This window comes from Nonomuraea sp. NPDC050451, from assembly GCF_044458585.1.
Map to the genome: position 1 here is coordinate 375841 of NZ_JBITHZ010000008.1, position 18360 is coordinate 394200.

General features: G+C 70.4%; 15 protein-coding genes. 3 read left to right on the top strand and 12 right to left on the bottom strand.

All coding sequences use genetic code 11. The features are described 5' to 3' along the window. Positions 1-117 precede the first annotated feature (117 nt). On the top strand, positions 118-1467 hold the full coding sequence (locus ACIBI9_RS26695) for a glycosyltransferase family 4 protein (RefSeq protein ID WP_397225364.1): 1350 nt from the start codon (positions 118-120) through the stop codon (positions 1465-1467). 129 nt (positions 1468-1596) lie between these two features. On the opposite strand, the gene ACIBI9_RS26700 is transcribed toward ACIBI9_RS26695, so the two are convergent. The 3 genes from ACIBI9_RS26700 to wrbA all read right to left on the bottom strand — a co-directional run bounded on the left by ACIBI9_RS26700 (position 1597) and on the right by wrbA (position 4823). Continuing rightward, positions 1597-2517 (bottom strand): S1C family serine protease, encoded by a 921-nt coding sequence (locus ACIBI9_RS26700; protein WP_397225366.1) that lies wholly within the window; start codon positions 2515-2517, stop codon positions 1597-1599. Between the two features lie 184 nt (positions 2518-2701). After that, positions 2702-4132: an MFS transporter gene (locus ACIBI9_RS26705; protein WP_397225368.1), complete on the bottom strand. Its 1431-nt coding sequence runs from the start codon at positions 4130-4132 to the stop codon at positions 2702-2704. 10 nt (positions 4133-4142) lie between these two features. Continuing rightward, positions 4143-4823, bottom strand: coding sequence for an NAD(P)H:quinone oxidoreductase (gene wrbA, locus ACIBI9_RS26710; protein WP_397225370.1), 681 nt, complete (start codon positions 4821-4823; stop codon positions 4143-4145). Between the two features lie 79 nt (positions 4824-4902). Between wrbA and ACIBI9_RS26715 the strand changes: the two genes are divergently transcribed. Further along, positions 4903-5388, top strand: a complete 486-nt coding sequence (locus ACIBI9_RS26715) for a MarR family winged helix-turn-helix transcriptional regulator (protein WP_397225372.1) — start codon at positions 4903-4905, stop codon at positions 5386-5388. A gap of 9 nt (positions 5389-5397) precedes the next feature. On the opposite strand, the gene ACIBI9_RS26720 is transcribed toward ACIBI9_RS26715, so the two are convergent. The 3 genes from ACIBI9_RS26720 to ACIBI9_RS26730 form a co-directional block, all read right to left on the bottom strand. Continuing rightward, positions 5398-6309: a hypothetical protein gene (locus ACIBI9_RS26720; protein WP_397225374.1), complete on the bottom strand. Its 912-nt coding sequence runs from the start codon at positions 6307-6309 to the stop codon at positions 5398-5400. Between the two features lie 1531 nt (positions 6310-7840). Then, the gene (locus ACIBI9_RS26725) at positions 7841-8761 is read right to left on the bottom strand and encodes a hypothetical protein (protein WP_397225376.1); all 921 of its coding nucleotides are present in this window, start codon (positions 8759-8761) and stop codon (positions 7841-7843) included. Positions 8762-9196: 435 nt separating this feature from the next. Further along, entirely contained in the window at positions 9197-10258 is a 1062-nt protein-coding gene (locus ACIBI9_RS26730; protein ID WP_397225378.1) for an ABC transporter substrate-binding protein, read from the bottom strand. A gap of 461 nt (positions 10259-10719) precedes the next feature. Here ACIBI9_RS26730 and ACIBI9_RS26735 point away from each other — a divergent pair, with 461 nt between their 5' ends. Then, the gene (locus ACIBI9_RS26735) at positions 10720-11205 is read left to right on the top strand and encodes a hypothetical protein (protein ID WP_397225380.1); all 486 of its coding nucleotides are present in this window, start codon (positions 10720-10722) and stop codon (positions 11203-11205) included. Here ACIBI9_RS26735 and ACIBI9_RS26740 read toward each other — a convergent pair. The 6 genes from ACIBI9_RS26740 to ACIBI9_RS26765 form a co-directional block, all read right to left on the bottom strand. Beyond that, positions 11180-11521, bottom strand: coding sequence for a VOC family protein (locus ACIBI9_RS26740; RefSeq protein ID WP_397225382.1), 342 nt, complete (start codon positions 11519-11521; stop codon positions 11180-11182). The genes ACIBI9_RS26735 and ACIBI9_RS26740 overlap by 26 nt on opposite strands. Positions 11522-11711: 190 nt before the next feature. Next, positions 11712-12200: a VOC family protein gene (locus ACIBI9_RS26745; RefSeq protein ID WP_397225384.1), complete on the bottom strand. Its 489-nt coding sequence runs from the start codon at positions 12198-12200 to the stop codon at positions 11712-11714. Between the two features lie 192 nt (positions 12201-12392). Further along, the gene (locus tag ACIBI9_RS26750) at positions 12393-15152 is read right to left on the bottom strand and encodes an AAA family ATPase (RefSeq protein WP_397225386.1); all 2760 of its coding nucleotides are present in this window, start codon (positions 15150-15152) and stop codon (positions 12393-12395) included. Between the two features lie 71 nt (positions 15153-15223). Then, positions 15224-15997, bottom strand: coding sequence for a methyltransferase domain-containing protein (locus ACIBI9_RS26755; RefSeq protein ID WP_397225388.1), 774 nt, complete (start codon positions 15995-15997; stop codon positions 15224-15226). Positions 15998-16636: 639 nt separating this feature from the next. After that, positions 16637-17293: a response regulator gene (locus tag ACIBI9_RS26760; RefSeq protein WP_397225390.1), complete on the bottom strand. Its 657-nt coding sequence runs from the start codon at positions 17291-17293 to the stop codon at positions 16637-16639. Next, on the bottom strand, positions 17290-18360 hold the full coding sequence (locus tag ACIBI9_RS26765; RefSeq protein WP_397225392.1) for a sensor histidine kinase: 1071 nt from the start codon (positions 18358-18360) through the stop codon (positions 17290-17292). The genes ACIBI9_RS26760 and ACIBI9_RS26765 overlap by 4 nt, the downstream gene beginning before the upstream one ends.

Here is an 18360-nt window from a genome sequence, read left to right on the forward strand (position 1 = left end):
CATTGGGGATGAACACGTGCACTCCACCGAAGCGGGACAATAGGCCGGTGGCGAGATTCCTCGTCACCGGCCATGTGTGTTGAGACTTCTTCCGGGCGACAAAGGGGGATCTGTCAGGTGCGCGCATTGGCACGCAAGGGCAAGTCGGCGGTGCGCCGGCTGTATCGGGGGTACAACCGGCGCAAAATGCTCAACGCGCCGCCGCCTTCGACGCGGCAGATCCGCATTCTGCTGCTGCACGCGTACGGGATGGGAGGCACGATCCGGACCGTGTTCAACCTGGCCAGCTACCTGGCCAAGGAGCACGACGTCGAGATCGTGAGCATCCTGAAGGAGGCCGAGGAGCCGTTCTTCCCCATCGACCCGCGGGTGAAGTTCCGTTTCCTCGACGACCGGCTCAACCCCAGCGCCGATCCGCTGCGCGCGATGCTGTCGAAGATGCCGAGCCGGATCATCCCCAAGGAGGAGTCGGCCTACCACCGCTTCAACCTGTGGACCGACCTCAAGCTGGCCCGCTACATCCGCTCGCTCGACACCGGCGTGCTGATGGCCACCCGCCCCGGGCTCAACCTGGCGGTGGCCCAGTTAGCGCTGCCCAACGTCATCACGATCGGGCAGGAACACGTGGCGCTCCGCACCCAGGCCGAGCCGATGCAGGAGCTGATCAAGTGGCGCTACCGCCGCCTCGACGCCCTGGTCACGCTCACCAAGGCCGACCTGCGCGACTACCGTGAGACGCTGCCGAAGAAGCCGAAGAAGCTGGCGCGCATCCCCAACGCCGTGCCGCCGATGACGGGCGGCATCTCCAAGCTGGACGCCAAGGTCGCCATCGCGGTCGGCCGGATGACGCGCATCAAGGGCTTCCACCGGCTCATCACCGCCTGGGAGACGGTCGCCGCCGCCCATCCCGACTGGACGCTGCGCATCTTCGGCGCGGGGCCCCAGGAGGAGAACCTCGCCCAGCAGATCGTGGAGGCGGGGCTGCAGGGCAAGGTCGAGCTGCCCGGACCCACGTCCGACGTGGGGGCGGAGCTGGAGAAGGCGTCCGTCTTCGTGCTCAGCTCGCGTCACGAGGGCTTCCCGATGACGATCCTGGAGGCGATGGGCAAAGGGCTGGCGATCGTCAGCTTCAACAGCCCGCACGGGCCCAAGGAGATGATCACCAACGAGGTCGACGGGCTGCTGGTCAAGCCGCGGACCAACGCCAACCTGGCCTCCTCGATCATCCGGGTGATCGAGGACGAGCAGCTGAGGCGGGACCTGGCGGCGGGGGCGCTGGAGACGGCGCTCACGTACGACGTGGACGCGGTGGGGGAGAAGTGGGACGCTCTCCTCGCCGAACTCCTGGCCCGCCGCGACGGCACCTACGTCCGCCCCCAACGCCCACCCGCCGACTCGCCCTCCCCGGCACCGGACGGACCGCCGCCGGCCTCAGCCGCCCTCCCGCCGGACCCGACCCCCAGCTAGCCCGCCCCGGCTCCGGTCTCGGGCGGGCCGGCTCCGGCCGCGCCTCGACCCGGTGGCGCCGCCCGCCGCACCCGCGCTGGTCGGTGCCTCCGGGCGCACCGCTGGGCTCCCTGACCTCCGTTGGCGGGGTCAGACACCGGAGCCGGTGAGCTCCACCGGCTCCGCGATGACATCGACCAACGCGCCATTCCTATGGACGGTGATCGGTAACGGCTGCCCGATGGCGTCGGCGAACATCAGCCGCTGCAGGCTCTGCGCGTCCCCCACCGGGTGGCGCCCCGCGCTCAACACCAGGTCGCCGGAGCGCAACCCGGCCCGCTGGGCGGGCGAGCCCGGCACCACCTCCACCACGCGCAGCGCTCCCGCCTGCCCGGTCCGCTGTCGCAGCGACTCGGGCAGCGGCGCGGGCGAGGTCACCAGCCCCAGGAACGCCCGCCGTACCCGCCCGTCCCTGATCAGGGCGGCGATGATGGATCGGGTCGTGGCGTTCATGGGCACGGCGAGCCCCACGCCCACCCCGGCCACCGCGGTGTTGATCCCGACCACCCGCGCCTGCGAGTCGGCCAGGGCGCCGCCGGAGTTCCCCGGATTGAGCGCGGCGTCGGTCTGGATCACGTCCTCGATGAGCCGTACGGCCGAGCCGCTGCGCGCGGGCAACGACCGTCCGAGCCCCGACACCACCCCGGCCGTCACCGAACCGGCCAGCCCGAGCGGATTGCCCACGGCCACGACGAGCTGCCCCACGACCAGTTCGTCGCTGTCACCGAGCGTCGCCGTCGCGGGCGTGGCCGTCTGGGCCCTGATCACTGCCAGATCCGACAGCGGATCCCGGCCCACCACGGTGAAGTCTCCCGAGCTCCCGTCGGCGAAGGCCACGGTGCCGGCCCGGGAGTTGCCGATCACATGCGCGTTGGTCAGCAGGAACCCGTCGGCGGTGAACACCACCGCGGAACCGCTGCCCTGGCCGGCCCGCACGCTGGCCACTTTCGGCAGCAACTCGGCCGCCACGGACGAGACGACGCGCGAGTAAGCGTCGAGTGGATCCGCCATCGTGCACTCCTTTGCTTACAGGATTACACGTTAACTCCGCTTCCGCCCACACGCATTCCAGTCATCCCGCGGCGCTGCACCGCCGGCTGCACGGCATCAGCCGATCTCGACGTCTGTCCAGGGCGCGCAAGCATGCCCATGCGGCCCCGGCGCGGATCTCGATCGCCCGCGACAGCATCGGCGGTCAGCTGCGCCGGTGCCGTGGCAGCAGCAAGCTGACCACCGCGATGGCCAGCCCGAGCCCGGCCGCCAGGAGGAAGACCAGGTCGTAGCCGGCGGCGAGGGCGTCGGCCGGGGAACTCCCGGCGGCCTCCGACGCGGCTCTGGTGCCGGCGGCCGTCGCGAGCACCGCCAGCCCGATCGATCCGCCTACCTGGCTGGCGGTGTTGGCCAGGCCGCCGACGATCCCCGCGTCACCCTCGGGTACGTCGGCGGTCGCCACGGCCATGAGCGTGGGGAAGGTCAGCCCGATGCCGACCGCGATGAGCAGCGTGGGACCGAGCACGCCGGCGACGTACCCGGTGCCGGCGTGGCCCAGGGAGAGCCAGCCGAAACCGGCCAGGAAGCCGGCGCTGCCGGCCAGCACCAGGGGCCGCACACCCGTTCGCGGCAGCAGCGCTGCGGCCCATCGCGCGATCACCATGAACGTCACCGCCGCGGGTGTCTGCCCGAGCCCGGCTTGAAGCGCGCTGAAGCCGAGGACGTTCTGCAGGAACAGCGACGAGAAGTACCACATCGCGATGGCGATCCCACCGAACAGCAGCAGCAGGCCGTTCCCGACCGCCACCCCCCGGATCCTGAACAGCCGCATTGGCAGCATCGGCTGGCCGGCGAAACGCGCCTCCACCACGGCGAAGACGACGAGCAGGAGCAGACCCGCCACAACCGGCCCGGCGACCGGCGCGGACGTCCAGCCATGATCGGCGCTCTGCATGACCCCGTAGATCAGCGCCGCCAGCCCCGCCGTCCCGGTGACCGCGCCGGTGAGGTCGAGCGATCCCCGCCGGCCGGTTCGCGTGCCGGCCAGCGACATCATGGCCACGACGATCAGCACGGCGCCGATCGGCACGTTGATGAGGAAGACCCACCGCCACGACAGCCCGGTTGTGATGGCACCGCCCGCGACCGCGCCGACCATCCCGCCCACACCGCCCGAGGCGGACCACGCGCCGAACGCCTTGGCGCGCGCGTTCGGCTCGGTGAAGAAGGTGTTGATCACGGCCAGCGTCGCCGGGGCCATCATGGCGGCTCCGACGCCCTGCGCGACGCGGGCCGCCACCAGGACCTCCGGCGCGGTCGCCAGGCCACCGGCCAGACTCGCGACGGAGAACGACAACAGCCCGGCGACCAGCATCCGGCGCGGTCCGAACAGGTCAGCGGCGCGCCCACCCAGCAGCATGAACCCGGCGAAGGTGAGCAGGTATCCGTTCACTACCCAGGCCAGTCCGGTAGGGGTGAAACCGAGCTCCTCGCGGACCGAGGGCAGGGCGACGTTCACGATGGACGCGTCCAGAATGACCATGAACTGGCAGGCACACGCCAGCGTCAGGACCAGCCAGGCGAGGCCGGCGTACGGCCTGGCCCGCTGAGACGTGCTACTGGTATTTGTTGTCATGACTGGCTGCTCAGACGGTTCGGGAGGCGGTCGCGGCCTCGCTTTTGCGGGTGACGGGACCGCTTGCGGCGGCCTCGCCGGCGCGGCCGTCCTCCAGCAACCGGATCGTGATCTTTGCCAACCGCCGCCCCTGGTACCTGGCCGCTTCCAGCACCGCGGCGTCCGGGCCGTCCCCGGTCGGGCCGGTCACCAGCGACGTGCCGTAGGGGTTGCCGCCGGCGCCGTACACGACCGGATCGGTGAACCCGGGCGGGACGATCAGCGCCCCCCAGTGGTAGAAGACGTTGCTCAGCGACAAGATCGTGGCCTCGCTGCCTCCGTGCCGGTTGAACGCCGAGGTGAAGGCCGTCACCGGCTTGTCGGCCAGAGCGCCTTCGCGCCACAGCCCGCCGGCCTGGTCGATGAACTGCTTGAGCTGCGCGGCCGGCGCCCCGAACCGGGTCGGCGTCCCGAACGCGAACGCATCGGCCCACGCCAGGTCCTCGACCGAGGCCTGGGCGATCGACGTGGCGGCGTCGGCGTGCCGTCGCCACTGCGGGTCCTGGTCGATCGCGCTGTCGGGTGCCAACTCGGCCACCCGCCGCAGCCGTACGTCCGCCCCGGCCGAGGCGGCGCCCTCGGCGACGGCCTGCGCGAGTGCGTACACACTGCCAGTCGCGCTGTAGTAGATGACGGCGACCTTCACGGTCATGCCCGGCTCCTCGCTGTCGTGTAGTATTTAGTTATTCGCATAACTATTATGCGCATAACTAATCTGTCAAGGAGCACCCATGGACTTCGAGCAAGCCGACGCCCTCAACCAGGCCATCCGCCTGCTGAGCCTGCGCCACCGGGCCAGGGCCGCGGCGCTGCTCGCCCCGCTCGGCCTGCACCCGGGTCAGGAGGCGCTTCTGCTCGAGCTCGCCCGGACCGGCCCGAGGATCCAGGCCGAGCTCAGCGAGGCGCTCGGCTGCGAACCGCCCAGCATCACACTCATGACCCGCAAGCTCGAAGCCTCCGGCCACATCCGCCGCAACCCCGCCCCCTCCGACAGGCGCGCCACCATCGTCGAACTCACCGACAGCGGCCAAGCCCTGGCCGACCAGGTCAAGGAGCTATGGTGCGCCCTGGCGGACGAGACCGTGACCGGCCTGCCCGCCGAAACGGTGGCCCAACTACCCGGCATCCTCAACACCTTGACCGGCAACGTGGACACCAGAGCCCCCCGCCACGCACCCGCCCGCCGCCCCGGACCGGGCAACCCTGACCGGCGGTAAGGCTTGGTCTTACTGCTTCTGGATGGCCGGCGGGCTGTGCAGTTCGATGAGTGTCTTGGCGATGCCCGCGAGAGCAAGGACCTGGTGGTACGGAGGGGTGATGGTGCGGGCCAGGCGCTCCGCACCGCCCAGATCCACCCTGGCCAGCTTCTCCGCGATCTTCGTGAGGGCGCGGGAACGATGGACCGGAGTGGTGATGGTGCGGGCGATGCGTTCGGCCTCGGCGGCATCGAGCGCGGCCAGCGCCTCGGCGGCGTCCTGCAACACCGGGTCCCGATGACGGCTGGTGCGGACGAGGTGCTCGGCGTCGATGAGAAGTCGCCGCCCCTGACCCGGATCCACCTGAGCCAGCACGGTGGCGACCTTTACCTGGGTTCGGGCCTGAAAGCATGGATTGGCGGGCTCGAGGGCGTCGGATTCGGCGTCTGCGAGCAGCCTGCGGGCGTGCGCAGGCGCCGCCCGGACCAGCACGCCGGCCACGATCGCCAATGCTTGGGCTCGGCGAAGCGGGTTGGAGATCGTGGTGGCGAGGCGTTCGGCGGCCTCTGGATCCAGGCGAGCCAGTGTCCTGGCGATGTGCCCCAGCGGTCGCTCCCGGTGATCTGGGGCATCTCTGGTGCGCACGAGGTGTTCGGCGTCGGCAAGCAGACCTCGGGCCTGCTTGCGATCGGTCCGGGTCAGTACGGCGGCGACTCTCACCAGCGCTGAGGCCTGGTAAGATGGGTCGGTCATGGACCGGGCGAAATTTTCGGCATCGACCGGGCTGGTCTTGGCCAGTGTCTCGACGGCCATCAGCTGTACTCCACCGCAGGCGTACCGATCGGTGATGGTGCGGGTGAGCCGTTCAACGGTGGCGAGGAGTTCCCGGGCGTGGCCTGGGGCCGCGATGATCAGGTCGTCGGCGATCTCGAGCAGTGCCATGGCCTGTTCGAAGGCGTCGGGGACGGTGTGAGCGATGCGCTCGGCGTTGCGCGGGCGAGACGTTCGGCGTCGGCGAGCAGCCGCCGTGCCTGGTTCAGGCCGGCCGTCGCGATGGAGACGGCGTGGGTTGGCTCACTCACGGGCCTTCACACCCGGCGCCTCGATGGCCTGACGACCGACGGGCCTCGACAGGGAGCGGAAGCCGATGCCGCGTTTGCGAGGGCCGGTGACGACTTGGGGGAGCTGTGGCGTCCCAACTGCTGGCCGACAGCAGGCGCTGAGCCGGTGACGGGACACGCTCCTCCAGCTCCGCCCGGCTGGCTGTGGGCCTCCTGGGCAGCGGCTCAAGCCGGGCCTGCAGCCGAGTCCGCGCGACGGCGTTGATCCTTTTGGTGGAAACTCCAGCATAGGGCGTGCAGCCCGAGCTTGAGGCGTTCCCAGTGGTGCCGAGCGTCGGCCTGCAACCTTCTTACCGGTTGTCAGACCGCAGAGAAGCACTGCCGCCTGCTTACGCGCCGGCGGTTGCGGCAGATCCATGGTCAGCAGTTCGCCTATCTCCCAGGGGCTCCGGCGCTCGCAGGGGCGCACCCACTCGGCAGGGGCAGCCAGGGAGTCGCTCACGGCCTACCCCTCAGCCGTCCGCTGCGCGGTGAACGAGGCGGCCGCGAGGACGTGACCGCCGCCCGCACCCTCACTGTGGATCTCGCCGATCTGTCCCACGCACCGTCCAGTCCATTGCGATGTCCAGCAGGGTTCTCAGCCTCGCTCCCCTTCAGTGCAGCCATGTCCGCGGAGCGGTCTTCGCCGGTAAGCCGCCGAGAGCGCCATCCACGGACGGCCATCAGCGGCCGCGTAGCGGACGTCCTGCGGAGAAAAGTTGCATCCGATCATGAGCCCGCAGTGTCCCGCTCGCCTCTGTCTAGCTGGCCTTTGCGCAAAAACAGCGTGGAGGCCGCTTCGCCTAGCGGGTAGGCGTTTGGTCTGCTGCCTGGGATCTCCTTCCCTCTCAGGATCTTGCGGATCTGCCCCAGGGCTGCTCAGGTCAAGGCTGGGTGCTGCGCACCCGGCTCCAGCGCTGGCCCACCAAGAGCGCAGCTGGTACGGCACAGCGAGCCGTCGTAGTGATCCTCTCTGATCCATTGGGCTCTCCCACCCCCGGGTGAGCCTTGCCAGGAATTGCGCTTCGCCTCGTCCCGGGGTTTCTGCCCGTAGCTCTCCCCTCGTGCCGTCCAGACGGGGAGAACATGCGGCTGCGCACCGTTTTGGCTCCGATGCTGGCCGGCAGAAGTGCCCCCAGCAAGACCTCCGAGCGTCGGTGAAGCGAGCAACTCGACTACGCCCGGGGGTCTTCTTAATGATCAATCTTCTGTGACCACGTGTCACAAGATCTCGGCCAAGTACGCCTTGCTCGGGCCCTCAGGAACGCTGCCTTCCGAACTTGCCGGATCGCTGAAGGCTGTGACCGCTGGATGAACGTCACAGTCACGTCCGTGACGTTCACCCGCGGTCGGCAGGACGATGTGGGCCGCTCTCAGGCGTTCGCTCGGCGGAGGCGTTCGGCTGCTTGTGTCCAGAGTGCTTTGCCGGACACTGCGGTGTAGCCGTGGAGTGCTTCCCATCGGATGTCGTGGGCTGCCGGCCACAGGCTGGCCGCCCACGCGATCTGCTGCTCTTCGGCGGTGAACAGGCGGGCCCGAGTGTCCTGATAGGCGGCCAGGAACGCCTCGGTACTTTCGATCGGCGGCAGGGTGGCCGGTCCCATCTTGGGGAATACCGCACTCGCGGCTCCCACCAGGGCAGCTTCCGGTTGCCATGCCAGGCTGTCCCAGTCGTGCACTGTCCACACCTGCTGGTCGTGCCACCGGAGGTTGTGTGCCTCGAAGTCGGCGTGGCCCAGCACGCAGGGCAGGTCAGCGGCCAGTATTCGCCGACGGGCCCTGTCGGCTGTGTCCATGACGTAGCTGGGTACGAGACTCTGGTCCTTTTCGTCGAGTGATTCGATCGACGGCCACAGCCCGAAGTCCGTGTGATCCCACCGCACCCAGCGCGGATTCGGCAGCGGCGGCGTGACGGCGAGGTCCGCCAGCGCGGTCATCAGCCGGGCGAAGACCTCTGCGTAGCGCACAGCGATGTCCGGCGTGTCTCCGCGCAACACCTCGCCTCCAGGGCGGAATTCCTCCGCGTGCACGGCCAGGGAACCGACACCGACGACCGGCGTGAGCGGGCGGGCGCAAGGGAACCCGTTCTCGGCCAGCCGGGCCTGCGCTGTGACACATGATCCCGCCCGGCCGTCGTCGCCGCGGGCCTTGACCACGACGTCCGTACCGCCGGCCAACCGGAGACCGAACACCGTCGACATCGATTGCTGCCGGAACAGCACGTCGGCGGGCTGGTCCCCGAGATGGTCCAGACACCACGCCGGTAGCCAGTCCGGCAGATCGTCAAACGGCACAGTGAAAACTGTGCCATACGCACCCGAACGCGCCGGATGTCGCCTGAGCCGCCGTTGACAGTTGGGGGCCGACGGTTGGCCACGACCAGGCGCGCGGTCCCCACGGAGTCGGGCCGAGTTGATCGGCGACTGGGGACATGGCCGGCAGCCCGCCGTCGATGTCGGACACCACGACACCTTCACCCGTCATGTGCCGAGATTACGAGCCTCACCCTCGGGTGAGGTTCAGCGACACTCGACCGGCTCTGCCCCCCGCTGGCGGGTGCTGAAGCTAGGCAGCGGGTCGTTGCGGCCGGTCGGGGTTGCCGCCGGAATGGCGGTTGATCCAGGGCAGGCCGCCGAGGTCGAGCCGGTGCTGAGCGCGCCATCTACGCTAGCGGATCACCGAGCTGACGCAGCGGCTGACCGCTGCCGCCGGTGACCGTCCGCGCTCTCTCAGCCGGCGTGAAGGATCCGGAAGCGATCGGGTTCCGCCGGATCTCGATCAACGACTTGGATCGGCGTCCAAGCCCATTGCCAGACGCTGATGCCCGGCGTGCGGGAGAACCGGATCTGCCCGCGGGTGCCTTCGACTGCAACGTGCGGCCAGGATTCGGCAGTGAGCTTCCGTTCCGCGCCGTGAGAACGCAGCACGTCGGCGAGGACGGCGACCGTGTCGTAGCCCTCGAAGGCGACGAAGGAGGGCGTTTCGGCCAGCCGCTCGCGGAGGGCCGTCTCGACTCGTGCGCCGAGTGGGCTGAGGCGCTCGGGCAGGTAGCGCAAGAACGGGATCGCGGCGCCGTCGTCGCCCAGCAACGTCGCCCATTCGGCGAACTCCGGTTGCCCGGCCGGAGCACCGATCATGATCTCGGCGAGGCGCCGGTCGCGGCGGACAGACTTGACGATCGACACGGCCGGCTCCGGGTGGCCGACCAGGAGGAGGAGGGCTGTCGCGCGATTGTCGACGAGTTCGTCGCACACGGCCGCAGGGGTGAGCGCGCGCATGTCGAGTTCGATGACGGTGCCGCCGCGTGGAGCGAGGTAGTCCCGCAGAATGCGGGCCCCAGCTGCCCAGTAGACACTCGACTCGGCTGCTACGGCGATTCGACTGTGGCCCGCGCCGAGGAGGAAGTCTGCGTAGATCTGCCAGCCCCGGGACTGCGCCGGGGCCAGGCGCGCGACCCATTCCGTTGGCTGTTCGGTGAGCGCGTCGAGAACCGCTGACGAGCAGAGGAACGGCAGGCCGAGGGCGTCGGCCCGGGCGGCGGCGGCGCGAGCGACGACGCTGTGATACTCACCCGCCAAGGCAGCCACGCCCAAGCGAGCCAATTCATCCACGGCCGCCGCGGCCCTCTTCGGATCAGCCGCAGTGTCTCGGACCACCAGCTCGAGGGGTCTTCCGACGATGCCGCCGGCGTCATTGACTTCGCGAACGGCCAGCTCGAGTCCAGCGAGCAAGTGTTGGCCCGCCTCGACCCAGCCAGGCCGAGTCAGCGGAACGAGAGCGCCGATCTGCACGGGTGATCCGTCAGTCTGCTGCGCTCCAGGTGGCGATGGTGGCGTATTCTTCATGCGTTGGCGTCTCCCGTGTGCTGATTCGGTTGCAGTATGCCCGGATCGCGGAGAGACCGTGGCCTCGGTACGGGTGAGATCGCCTGGTCAACTGTCACGAGTGTCGACGACGTCAAGCTCGATGGTCACTGTTCGTGCTCTTCGGAGGCGTGGCGGGTCCAGGTTCCGCCGCCCTCGGTGAGGAGTCGGGCGGTGGTCTTGCCTGGTAGCCGAGGGCATCGGCGAGGACGGGGGCGGGGCATCTCAAGGAGCTGCTGCCGTTGGGATACATGGTTGAGAAGCGTGCGCACGGAGCACTGCTTGGCGTGGATGGCCGTTCCGATGGGCAACAGCTGCTCGCCCAGCCGGCGGGCTGACCAGGACAGCCTTCGCGTCGTGGACCGGACCGGGAACACGAGGAGTGATGATTGTGGCGTGTCGATAGTCTTCAAGATCCCGAGTCGATGCGGCGGTTGCCGCCGCGGTTGAATCGGGAGATCGAGGTCTTCGCGTTCGCATACCGGGCCTACTTCCCCGAGTTCTTGTTCCCTGCCGCGTCGGGGGAGATGGCGGATCTCGAGGGCGAACTGCGGCGGCTGAGGAGCGTTCCGGACGAGCTGGCGCGGATGGAGTTCGCGATCCCCCTGGCCGGTCGCCAGGTCGGTGGCGCGATACCTCGCGATCCGTCGGCTCTCGATGCCCCGGAGGTCCGGCGCATGCTGGCCGACCGCGCAGCCGTGGTCGCGGACGCCGAGATGGCGGCGGCGATGGCAGATGATCCCCGCGCAGTCCTGGAGCGTTTCGTCGTGATGCTGGAGACGTACTGGCAGGAAGCGTTCGGAGTCGTCCCAGTCCCGTCCCACGGGTCCAGGGACGTCCTGGGAGGCGTCACCCCGGGACGCCGCCGAAGCTGATCTCATTGCCTTCCGCGTCCCGGTAGGTCACCTTGGTCACGCCACCGTCGTACGTCTCGCGTTTGGCGGGCTCGATGCCCCGCCGCGCGATCTCGGCGACCCGGTCGTCCAGGTCGTCGACGAACGACAGCACCAGGGCGTTCCCCGCCCGTTCCGGCTCCTGCACGATGTAGATGTACCGGTTCTCGGCCACTTCCCACACCGCCTCGATGTCGTTCGGCAGGAACGAGGGCTGCCCGCCGAAGAGCTGCTCGTACCACGGCAACGCCGCGGCGTAGTCGGTGACGGGGATACCGGCAAAGAGGTCCAGCGCCATGTCGTCCTCCGCGCGTAGTCGATGTGTCGCCGGTACTGACCTCGGCGGCGTTGGAAACTCATCGGCGCTCGCCTCACACCGGTGCAGTGCTGATCAGAACGTGCCACCGGCCGCAAACGAGCGGTCAAGCTCAACTTGGGCTTCCCACGGAGTTCCTGCCTCAAGCCGGCGGGTGGGTGCGCGGAGGGGATCAGCCGGCGGCCGGGACGTGGATGATGTCCCATTGGTGGCCGTCGGGGTCGGTGAAGCCGCGTCCGTACAGGAAGTCCAGGTCGCGGTCCTCCCCGGCCGGCTGGCCGCCGGCGGTGAGCGCCCTGTCGAGCAGCTCGTCCACGCGTTCGCGGCTCTCCATGCCGATGGCGAAGAGGGCCTGGGCGCTGGTGCCGGCGTCGGCGACCTGCTTGGTGGTGAAGGTTGCGAAGTACGGCTCGACCAGCAGCAGGACGGAGAGGGTGTCGCTGATGACGACGGCGTCCATGTTCTCGTCGGCGAACCGCTCGTCGAAGGCGAACCCGAGCGCGCCGTAGAAGCTCCTGCTGACGGCCAGGTCCTTGACCGGGAGGTTGAGGTAGAACGCGGTGGACATGGGGTGCTCCTTGCCGGGCATGTCGTTCTGGATGATCGTGGAGTTGTTCCAAGGGGCCAGGCCTAGGGTCGTGGAGACACACGTAGCGTTCATCCGCGAAGCCTTCGTAGGTCGTCCGGTTGAGCAGCAGGTTCAGGGAGCATGCCGCAGTCTCCTCGCTGCCGTACTCCAGGGTCGATGAACCGTCCAGGTGGCGATGATCTTCCGCATGCCCACGACGGTAGGCCGCGGGCAGCGGACGCCGCATCAGTCGGAATACCGGTGTGCTGCGGCAGGCCGACTTACTTACCCATGCGCCACGAGCTGGGCCAGCTCCATCCGGCGGGTCACCCCCAGCTTCGGGTACGCCTTGTACAGGTGGTGGCCGACCGTGCGAGGGCTGAGGAACAGCCGGGCGGCGATCTCCCGGTTGCTCATGCCCGCCGCCGCCAGCCGTACCACTTGAAGCTCCTGGGGCGTGAGCCGGGCGAGCGGGTCGAGGGCCCGGGGGTGGGCCGAGGGCCGGTCGCCCAGGGCGGACAGCTCCGCGCGGGCCCGGCTCGCCCAGGTCCGGGCGCCGAGTCGCTCGAAGGCGGCCAGCGCGTCGGCCAGCTGGTCCTTCGCCTCGGTGCGGCGGCGATGCCGGCGCAGCCATTCCCCGTACGCCAGCCGGGTCCGCGCCTCGTCGTACCGGCGGGTGTCGCGCTCGTGCAGTTCCAGCGCGGCCGTGAAGTGGCCGGCGGCGGCGTCCTCGTCGGCCAGCAGTGCTTCGCAGCGGCGGGCCAGCGCGATCGCGTGCGGCCGGCCGGTCTGCTCGGCCCAGTCGGACAGGGTGGGCAGATGGCGGGCGGCCTGCTCGGGGAACCCGGCACGTACGGCCGCCTCGACGTGGTCGGGTACGGCCCTGATGAGGAAGTCGTGCCGGGCAGGCCCGCCGCACACCTCCTCCAGCCGAGCCGCGGCCTCGTCGAACCGGCCACCGGCCAGGTGGAGCAGGCCGAGCGCCCACGAGGCCAGCGCGGCGTTGGTGGGGTGCTTGGTGCGGTGCTCCAGCACGCCGGCGGCCAGCGACCGGCACGAGATCTCGTCGCCGCTCACTGCGGCCAGCCACGCGGCGATCGCGTTCAGCACGACGACCTGCATGTCCTGGCCGATGTCGGTGGCCAGGGAGACGGCTTCGGTCACGCCGGCGTCGGCGTCCATGAACCGGCCGCGCAGCAGCCGGACGATCGCCAGGGGTTCGAGCGTGTACGTCAGCCAGCCCACCGCACCCTGCTCCCGCACGTCGGCGACCAGCGACTCCAGCACCTCCGTGGCGATCTCGTCCTCGGCCACCAGCATCCCGGCGAACCCGGCGATGAGCCGCTCCACGAACCCGCCGGCCTTGCCCTGCCTGGCGGACTCGGCCAGCTCGCGCATGGGCGGCACACCCACGGCGGGCCGGCCGTCGTACAGGTGCCGGAACCCGATGAGCCCCGCCACGACCGGCGCGCGGGGTTCGACGGTCTCCAGGAGGGCGGCGCACTGGCGTACCAGGTCGTGGTCGCCGGCGTCGCGGGCGCACCAGACGGCTTCGGTGAGGATCGACACGGCCCGCTCGGGGTCGGTGGCGGCGATGGGGGTGGCGCCGTCGAGCGCCAGGGCGGCGGCGACGGCGGGCGAAGTGCGCTCGTACTCGACCTGGGCGCGGATCCAGGCCGCCTCGGCCGTCACCGACGGGTCGCGAAGGGTGCGCGCCGGCCGGTCGGTCGGCCCAGCGGCCCGGCCGGCCAGTTCGACGGCGCGGTCGGCCAGGCCCGCGTCGTAGGCGGCGCGGGCGGCGGCGATCAGCCGCCATGCCCGGCGCGTCTCGTCCGTGCTGAGCTGGGCGGCGCGTTCGAGCGCGCTCATCATCGCGGTCGCCCCGCCCCGGCGGCCGGCCCGGCGGGCGGCCCGCTCCAACTCGGCGGCGACCTCCTCGTCCGGGCCAGGGGTAGCGGCGGCCAGGTGCCAGGCGCGGCGGTCGGCGTCGTGCTCGCCGTCGAGCGCCCGCGCGAACGCCTCGTGGACCTGGAACCGCCTGGCGTGCGGGGCGGCCTGGTAGGCGGCGGCCCTGATCAGCGGATGGCGGAAGGTCACGCTGCCGCCCGGCGTCGGCCCGTCGGACAGCACGACCAGCCGGGCCTGCTCGGCGGGCTCCAGGTCGGCCACGGAGACGCCGAGCAGTGTGCCGACGTTCAGGATCACCTGCAGGCCCGCCGTGTCGTCGGCCGCGGCGATCAGCAACAGCAGCCGCGTCGCCGCGGGCAGGCCGGCGATCTGCGCCTGGAAGGCGTCCTGTACGTGGCCCGCGGCGGGCAGCGCCCCGATGGGCAGCGGCGGCGCGGGACGGCCGTCGCCCTGCAGGGCGTTGAGCATGGTGGCCAGCTCGATCACGGCGAGCGGGTTGCCGCGCGACTCGGCGAGCACGCGCTCCCGCAACGGCCCGGCCAGGCCGCGGGCGTGCGCGTCGAGCAGCGACGCGGCGCTCTCCGTGTCCAGGGCGGCGAGCCGGAGTACGTCCAGGCCCGGTACGGGCGCGGCGTCCCCGTCCCCGTCTCTGGCCGTGAAGATCATCGCGATGGGGTCGGCGTGCAGCCGCCGGGTGGCGAACAGCAGCGCGTCCAAGGACGCCCGGTCGAACCACTGCGTGTCGTCGATCAGGCATACCAGGGGGCCGTCGCCGCTCAGCTCCGACAGCAGCGACAGGGTCGCCGCGCCGATCAGGAACCGGTCGCCGACCGTCGCCTCGTCCAGCCCGAACGCCGTCCGCAGCGCCGCCGCCTGCGGGCCGGGCAGTGCGCCGAGCCGGTCGAGGTACGGATACAGCAACAGGTGCAGCCCCGCGAAGGGCAGTTCGGCCTCCGACTCCATGCCGACGCCACGCAGCACCCGCAGGTCGGCCGCCGCGGCGGCGGCATAGTCGAGCAGCACGGTCTTGCCGATCCCGGCCTCGCCCGTGATCAACAGCGCTCCGCGGTGGCCCGTACGGGCGCTCGCGAGCAGGTCGTCGATCCTGGCCCGCTCGGCGATCCGCCCCAGAATCATGCCGAAACAGTAACCCATGCCACTCTCGGAACGATCTCTCCGCACGGACGTGTCCCGGAACGCGCTGAGCCTCACGTTTCCTGGGGTACCGCCAGGATGAGCAGATCGCAGTCTTCCTCGACCGGGCCGGTGCCGGGATGCGCGGCAAGGTCCGCGTCCATGGCGGCGAATCCCTCGGCGATTTCCTGCTCGGTCATCTGGTCGAAGACCGAGCTGGCGCGCAGCCGCAGTCGTGCGGCGAAGTCGGCGCGACTGGCTGCCAGACGATGCCGGATCGAGGTGAGGGCGACAGGGCGCAGGTCGACCGTGGCGAAGGCGTCCACCACTTCGGCAACCGTGGGGAAGAGCTCTTCCTCGATGGTCCGGGCGCGGGGGAACCAGCGGTGCCACAGCGGGTCGGGCATCCGATCAGCGAAGGCGTTGCGGATGAGCAGCCGACCACCTGGGGCCAGCACGCGGGCGATCTCCGGGACCGCCGCCGGCAGGTCTTGAATGTGGTGGATCACCAGGTAGAGCAGGATCAGGTCGCAGTGGTCGGCCGGCAGCGGGATCTTCTCGGCGGCGCCCTGGAGATAGCTGACGGACGGGTGAGCGGTGATGTTCGTGGCTACCTGACGCATGCGGGCGGAGGGTTCGACGCCGTACACCGGGCCGCCGAAGGTGTCGGCAAGGGCGGGGGAGAACCTGCCGGTACCGCTGCCCAGGTCCAGGACCGTCAGCGGCCGGCGGGACGGCGAGTGCCGGGCGAACTCCGTCATCCAGGCGGCGACGACGTCGGGGGGCAGCGCTCGGCCGCGCGCGTACACGAGATGCTGGCGGTCGTCGTAGTCGATGCGCTTCAGCACACTGCCGAATCTACCCCGGTCGGCCGAAGGACGGTTCCGGACCGGATCGCGAGGCTACTTCCCGCGATGTAGACCGGGCGATTTCTCCTGCCGGTGTCGTAGCGGGCGACGCCTCTCTTGGGAGGACGTCTGCCGACCCGCGACCATTGCGGGTATGGGACCCGTCGTCAGGAGGAGGCGAGCGGGCGTCAGACGACTCACACCGCCGGCGACACCGAACAACCACCCGCCGTACGGGACCGACCATGAGTTACCTGACCTGCCTGGGAGTGGGTATGACCGATGACCAGATCGACGGTGCGGCCCTGGACGGTGTAGCGGCCACCTGTCTGTGGACGTTGCGCAACCGCGCCGAGGAGTCGATGCACCCCGGCTCGGAACACTCCGGAAGATCGCGGCCCTGCCCGGCCCGCGTGATCTGCGCCCGTCGATCACCCTGTTGAGCTTCGCCACCCATCACGGACAGTAGACCGCGGCGTACGGGCGACTCCACCACGCTGCGGAGCCGCCGGCCGGCCGGCGCCACAGGCCGTAGATCGCGAAAGGGGCGCCCGGGCCGCCGCACGCGCTGCGTGGCACCGCGGGTGCAGCCGGCGCCGGGGGTACGTCTCGCGCAGCAGGACCAAGACCGGCACGCGGTCAAGGGGCGTCGCGGGTGACGAGGCCGTGTTCGTATGCGTAGATCGCCGCGTGCACGCGGCTCCGCAACCCGAGTTTTGTGAGGATCCGGTTGACGTGTGTTTTGACCGTGCCTTCCTCGATGGTGCACGCGGCGGCGATCTCGCCGTTGCTCAGCCCTCGGGCCAGGTGGCGTAGCACGTCGTGTTCGCGCGGGGTCAGCAGGTCGAGTTCAGGTGTGGCAGGGCGCGGGGACAGCGCGGCGAAGCGGCTGATCAGGCGGCCGGTGACCTGCGGGTCGATCAGCCCCCTGCCCTGGTGCAGCTCGCGGACCGCCGCGACGAGCACGTCGGGGTCGCTGTCCTTCAGCAGGAAGCCGGCCGCCCCTGCGCGCAGCGCGCCGAACAGGTACTCGTCGAGGTCGAACGTGGTCAGCGCGAGCACGCGGGGGGCGGATTCGGCGGCGGCGAGGCGGCCGATGGCGGCTATGCCGTCCATGCCCGGCATCCGCAGGTCCATCACCACCACGTCCGGCCGCCGCCACAGCGCCTGGTGCACCGCCTCGGCGCCGTCGGCGGCCGTCGCGATCACGTCGATGTCGGGTTCGCCGTCGAGGATGAGTCGCAGCGCCTCCCGAGCCGCCTCCTGGTCGTCGGCGACCAGCACCCGGATCGTCACCACGCGTTCCTTTCGCTGGGAAGGTCGGCGAGCACCCGCCAGCCGCCCGTTTCCGCCGGTCCCACCGACAGGGTGCCGTCGAGCAGGAGCACTCGTTCCCGCATGCCGCGGATGCCTTGCCCCTCGACCTCGGGTGCCCGGGCCGGGGCGCCGTTGTCGAGGACCTCGATGCGCAGGCCGCGGTCGTACTGCCGTAGGTGGACGGTGACCTCGGTCGCGTTCGAATGGCGTACGACGTTCGTCAGTGCCTCCTGGACCACCCGGTAGGCGGTGTGGTCGACGGCCGGCGGCAGGACGCCCCCTGTCCCCGAACGGCGCATGGTGATCGTACGGCCGGCGGAGGCGAGCCGCCCGGCCAGCCGCTCCAGGTCGGCGGTGCCGGGCTGAAGGGCGGCAGGGTGCTCGTTGAGCGTTCGCAGCAGCTCGCGTACCTCGGTGAGCGCTGACAGCGAGAGGTCCGAGATCGTTTTCAGGGCCTGCTGCGCTGAGGCGTCTCCGTGCGCTCGCCGGGCCGCCGCGGCCTGCAGCCGGATCGCGGTCAGGTGGTGGCCCACGCTGTCGTGTACGTTCCTGGCCAGCCAGGTGCGTTCCTCCGCCAGCACGCGCTCCGCCTCGGCCCGCCGCAACCGGAGCGTCTGGTCGGCGCGGCCCCGGTGCAGCCGCAGCGCGTAGCCGGTGGCGACGGGGGCGACACTCATGATCACCATGGTGGTGAGGGCCGGTACGGCTCCGCCGATCACCAGGCCGATGCCCACCACCCAGCACGTGGAGACCACGAGCACCAGGCCGGGGCTCCGCGGCCGGTGATAGACGGCCGTGCAGAACAGGGCCATCGTGACCAGCATCCCCTCCCAGCGGTGCAGTTGTGCCATCCCGGCCAGCTCGATCACCGCGGATGTCGCGGCGGCGGTCAACGGCAGCGCCCGCCGTACGAGTAAGGGGAGGCTGACGCCGGCACTGAAGACGAGGAGCGGGACGTCGATCGGGACCCGCCCGCCCAGTGCTGTCAGCAGCGCCGCGACGGTCGCGGCGCCGGCGACGAGCAGGGCCTCCCTCAGCCAGTGCAT

Excerpts from the sequence above, each read along its gene's own strand:
- ACIBI9_RS26700 (WP_397225366.1), bottom strand. The coding sequence starts at position 2,517 with ATGGCGGATCCACTCGACGCTTACTCGCGCGTCGTCTCGTCCGTGGCG.
- ACIBI9_RS26705 (WP_397225368.1), bottom strand. The coding sequence starts at position 4,132 with ATGACAACAAATACCAGTAGCACGTCTCAGCGGGCCAGGCCGTACGCC.
- wrbA (WP_397225370.1), bottom strand. The coding sequence starts at position 4,823 with ATGACCGTGAAGGTCGCCGTCATCTACTACAGCGCGACTGGCAGTGTG.
- ACIBI9_RS26715 (WP_397225372.1), top strand. The coding sequence starts at position 4,903 with ATGGACTTCGAGCAAGCCGACGCCCTCAACCAGGCCATCCGCCTGCTG.
- ACIBI9_RS26720 (WP_397225374.1), bottom strand. The coding sequence starts at position 6,309 with ATGGCACTGCTCGAGATCGCCGACGACCTGATCATCGCGGCCCCAGGC.
- ACIBI9_RS26740 (WP_397225382.1), bottom strand. The coding sequence starts at position 11,521 with ATGGCGCTGGACCTCTTTGCCGGTATCCCCGTCACCGACTACGCCGCG.
- ACIBI9_RS26745 (WP_397225384.1), bottom strand. The coding sequence starts at position 12,200 with ATGAACGCTACGTGTGTCTCCACGACCCTAGGCCTGGCCCCTTGGAAC.
- ACIBI9_RS26750 (WP_397225386.1), bottom strand. The coding sequence starts at position 15,152 with ATGATTCTGGGGCGGATCGCCGAGCGGGCCAGGATCGACGACCTGCTC.
- ACIBI9_RS26765 (WP_397225392.1), bottom strand. The coding sequence starts at position 18,360 with ATGCACTGGCTGAGGGAGGCCCTGCTCGTCGCCGGCGCCGCGACCGTC.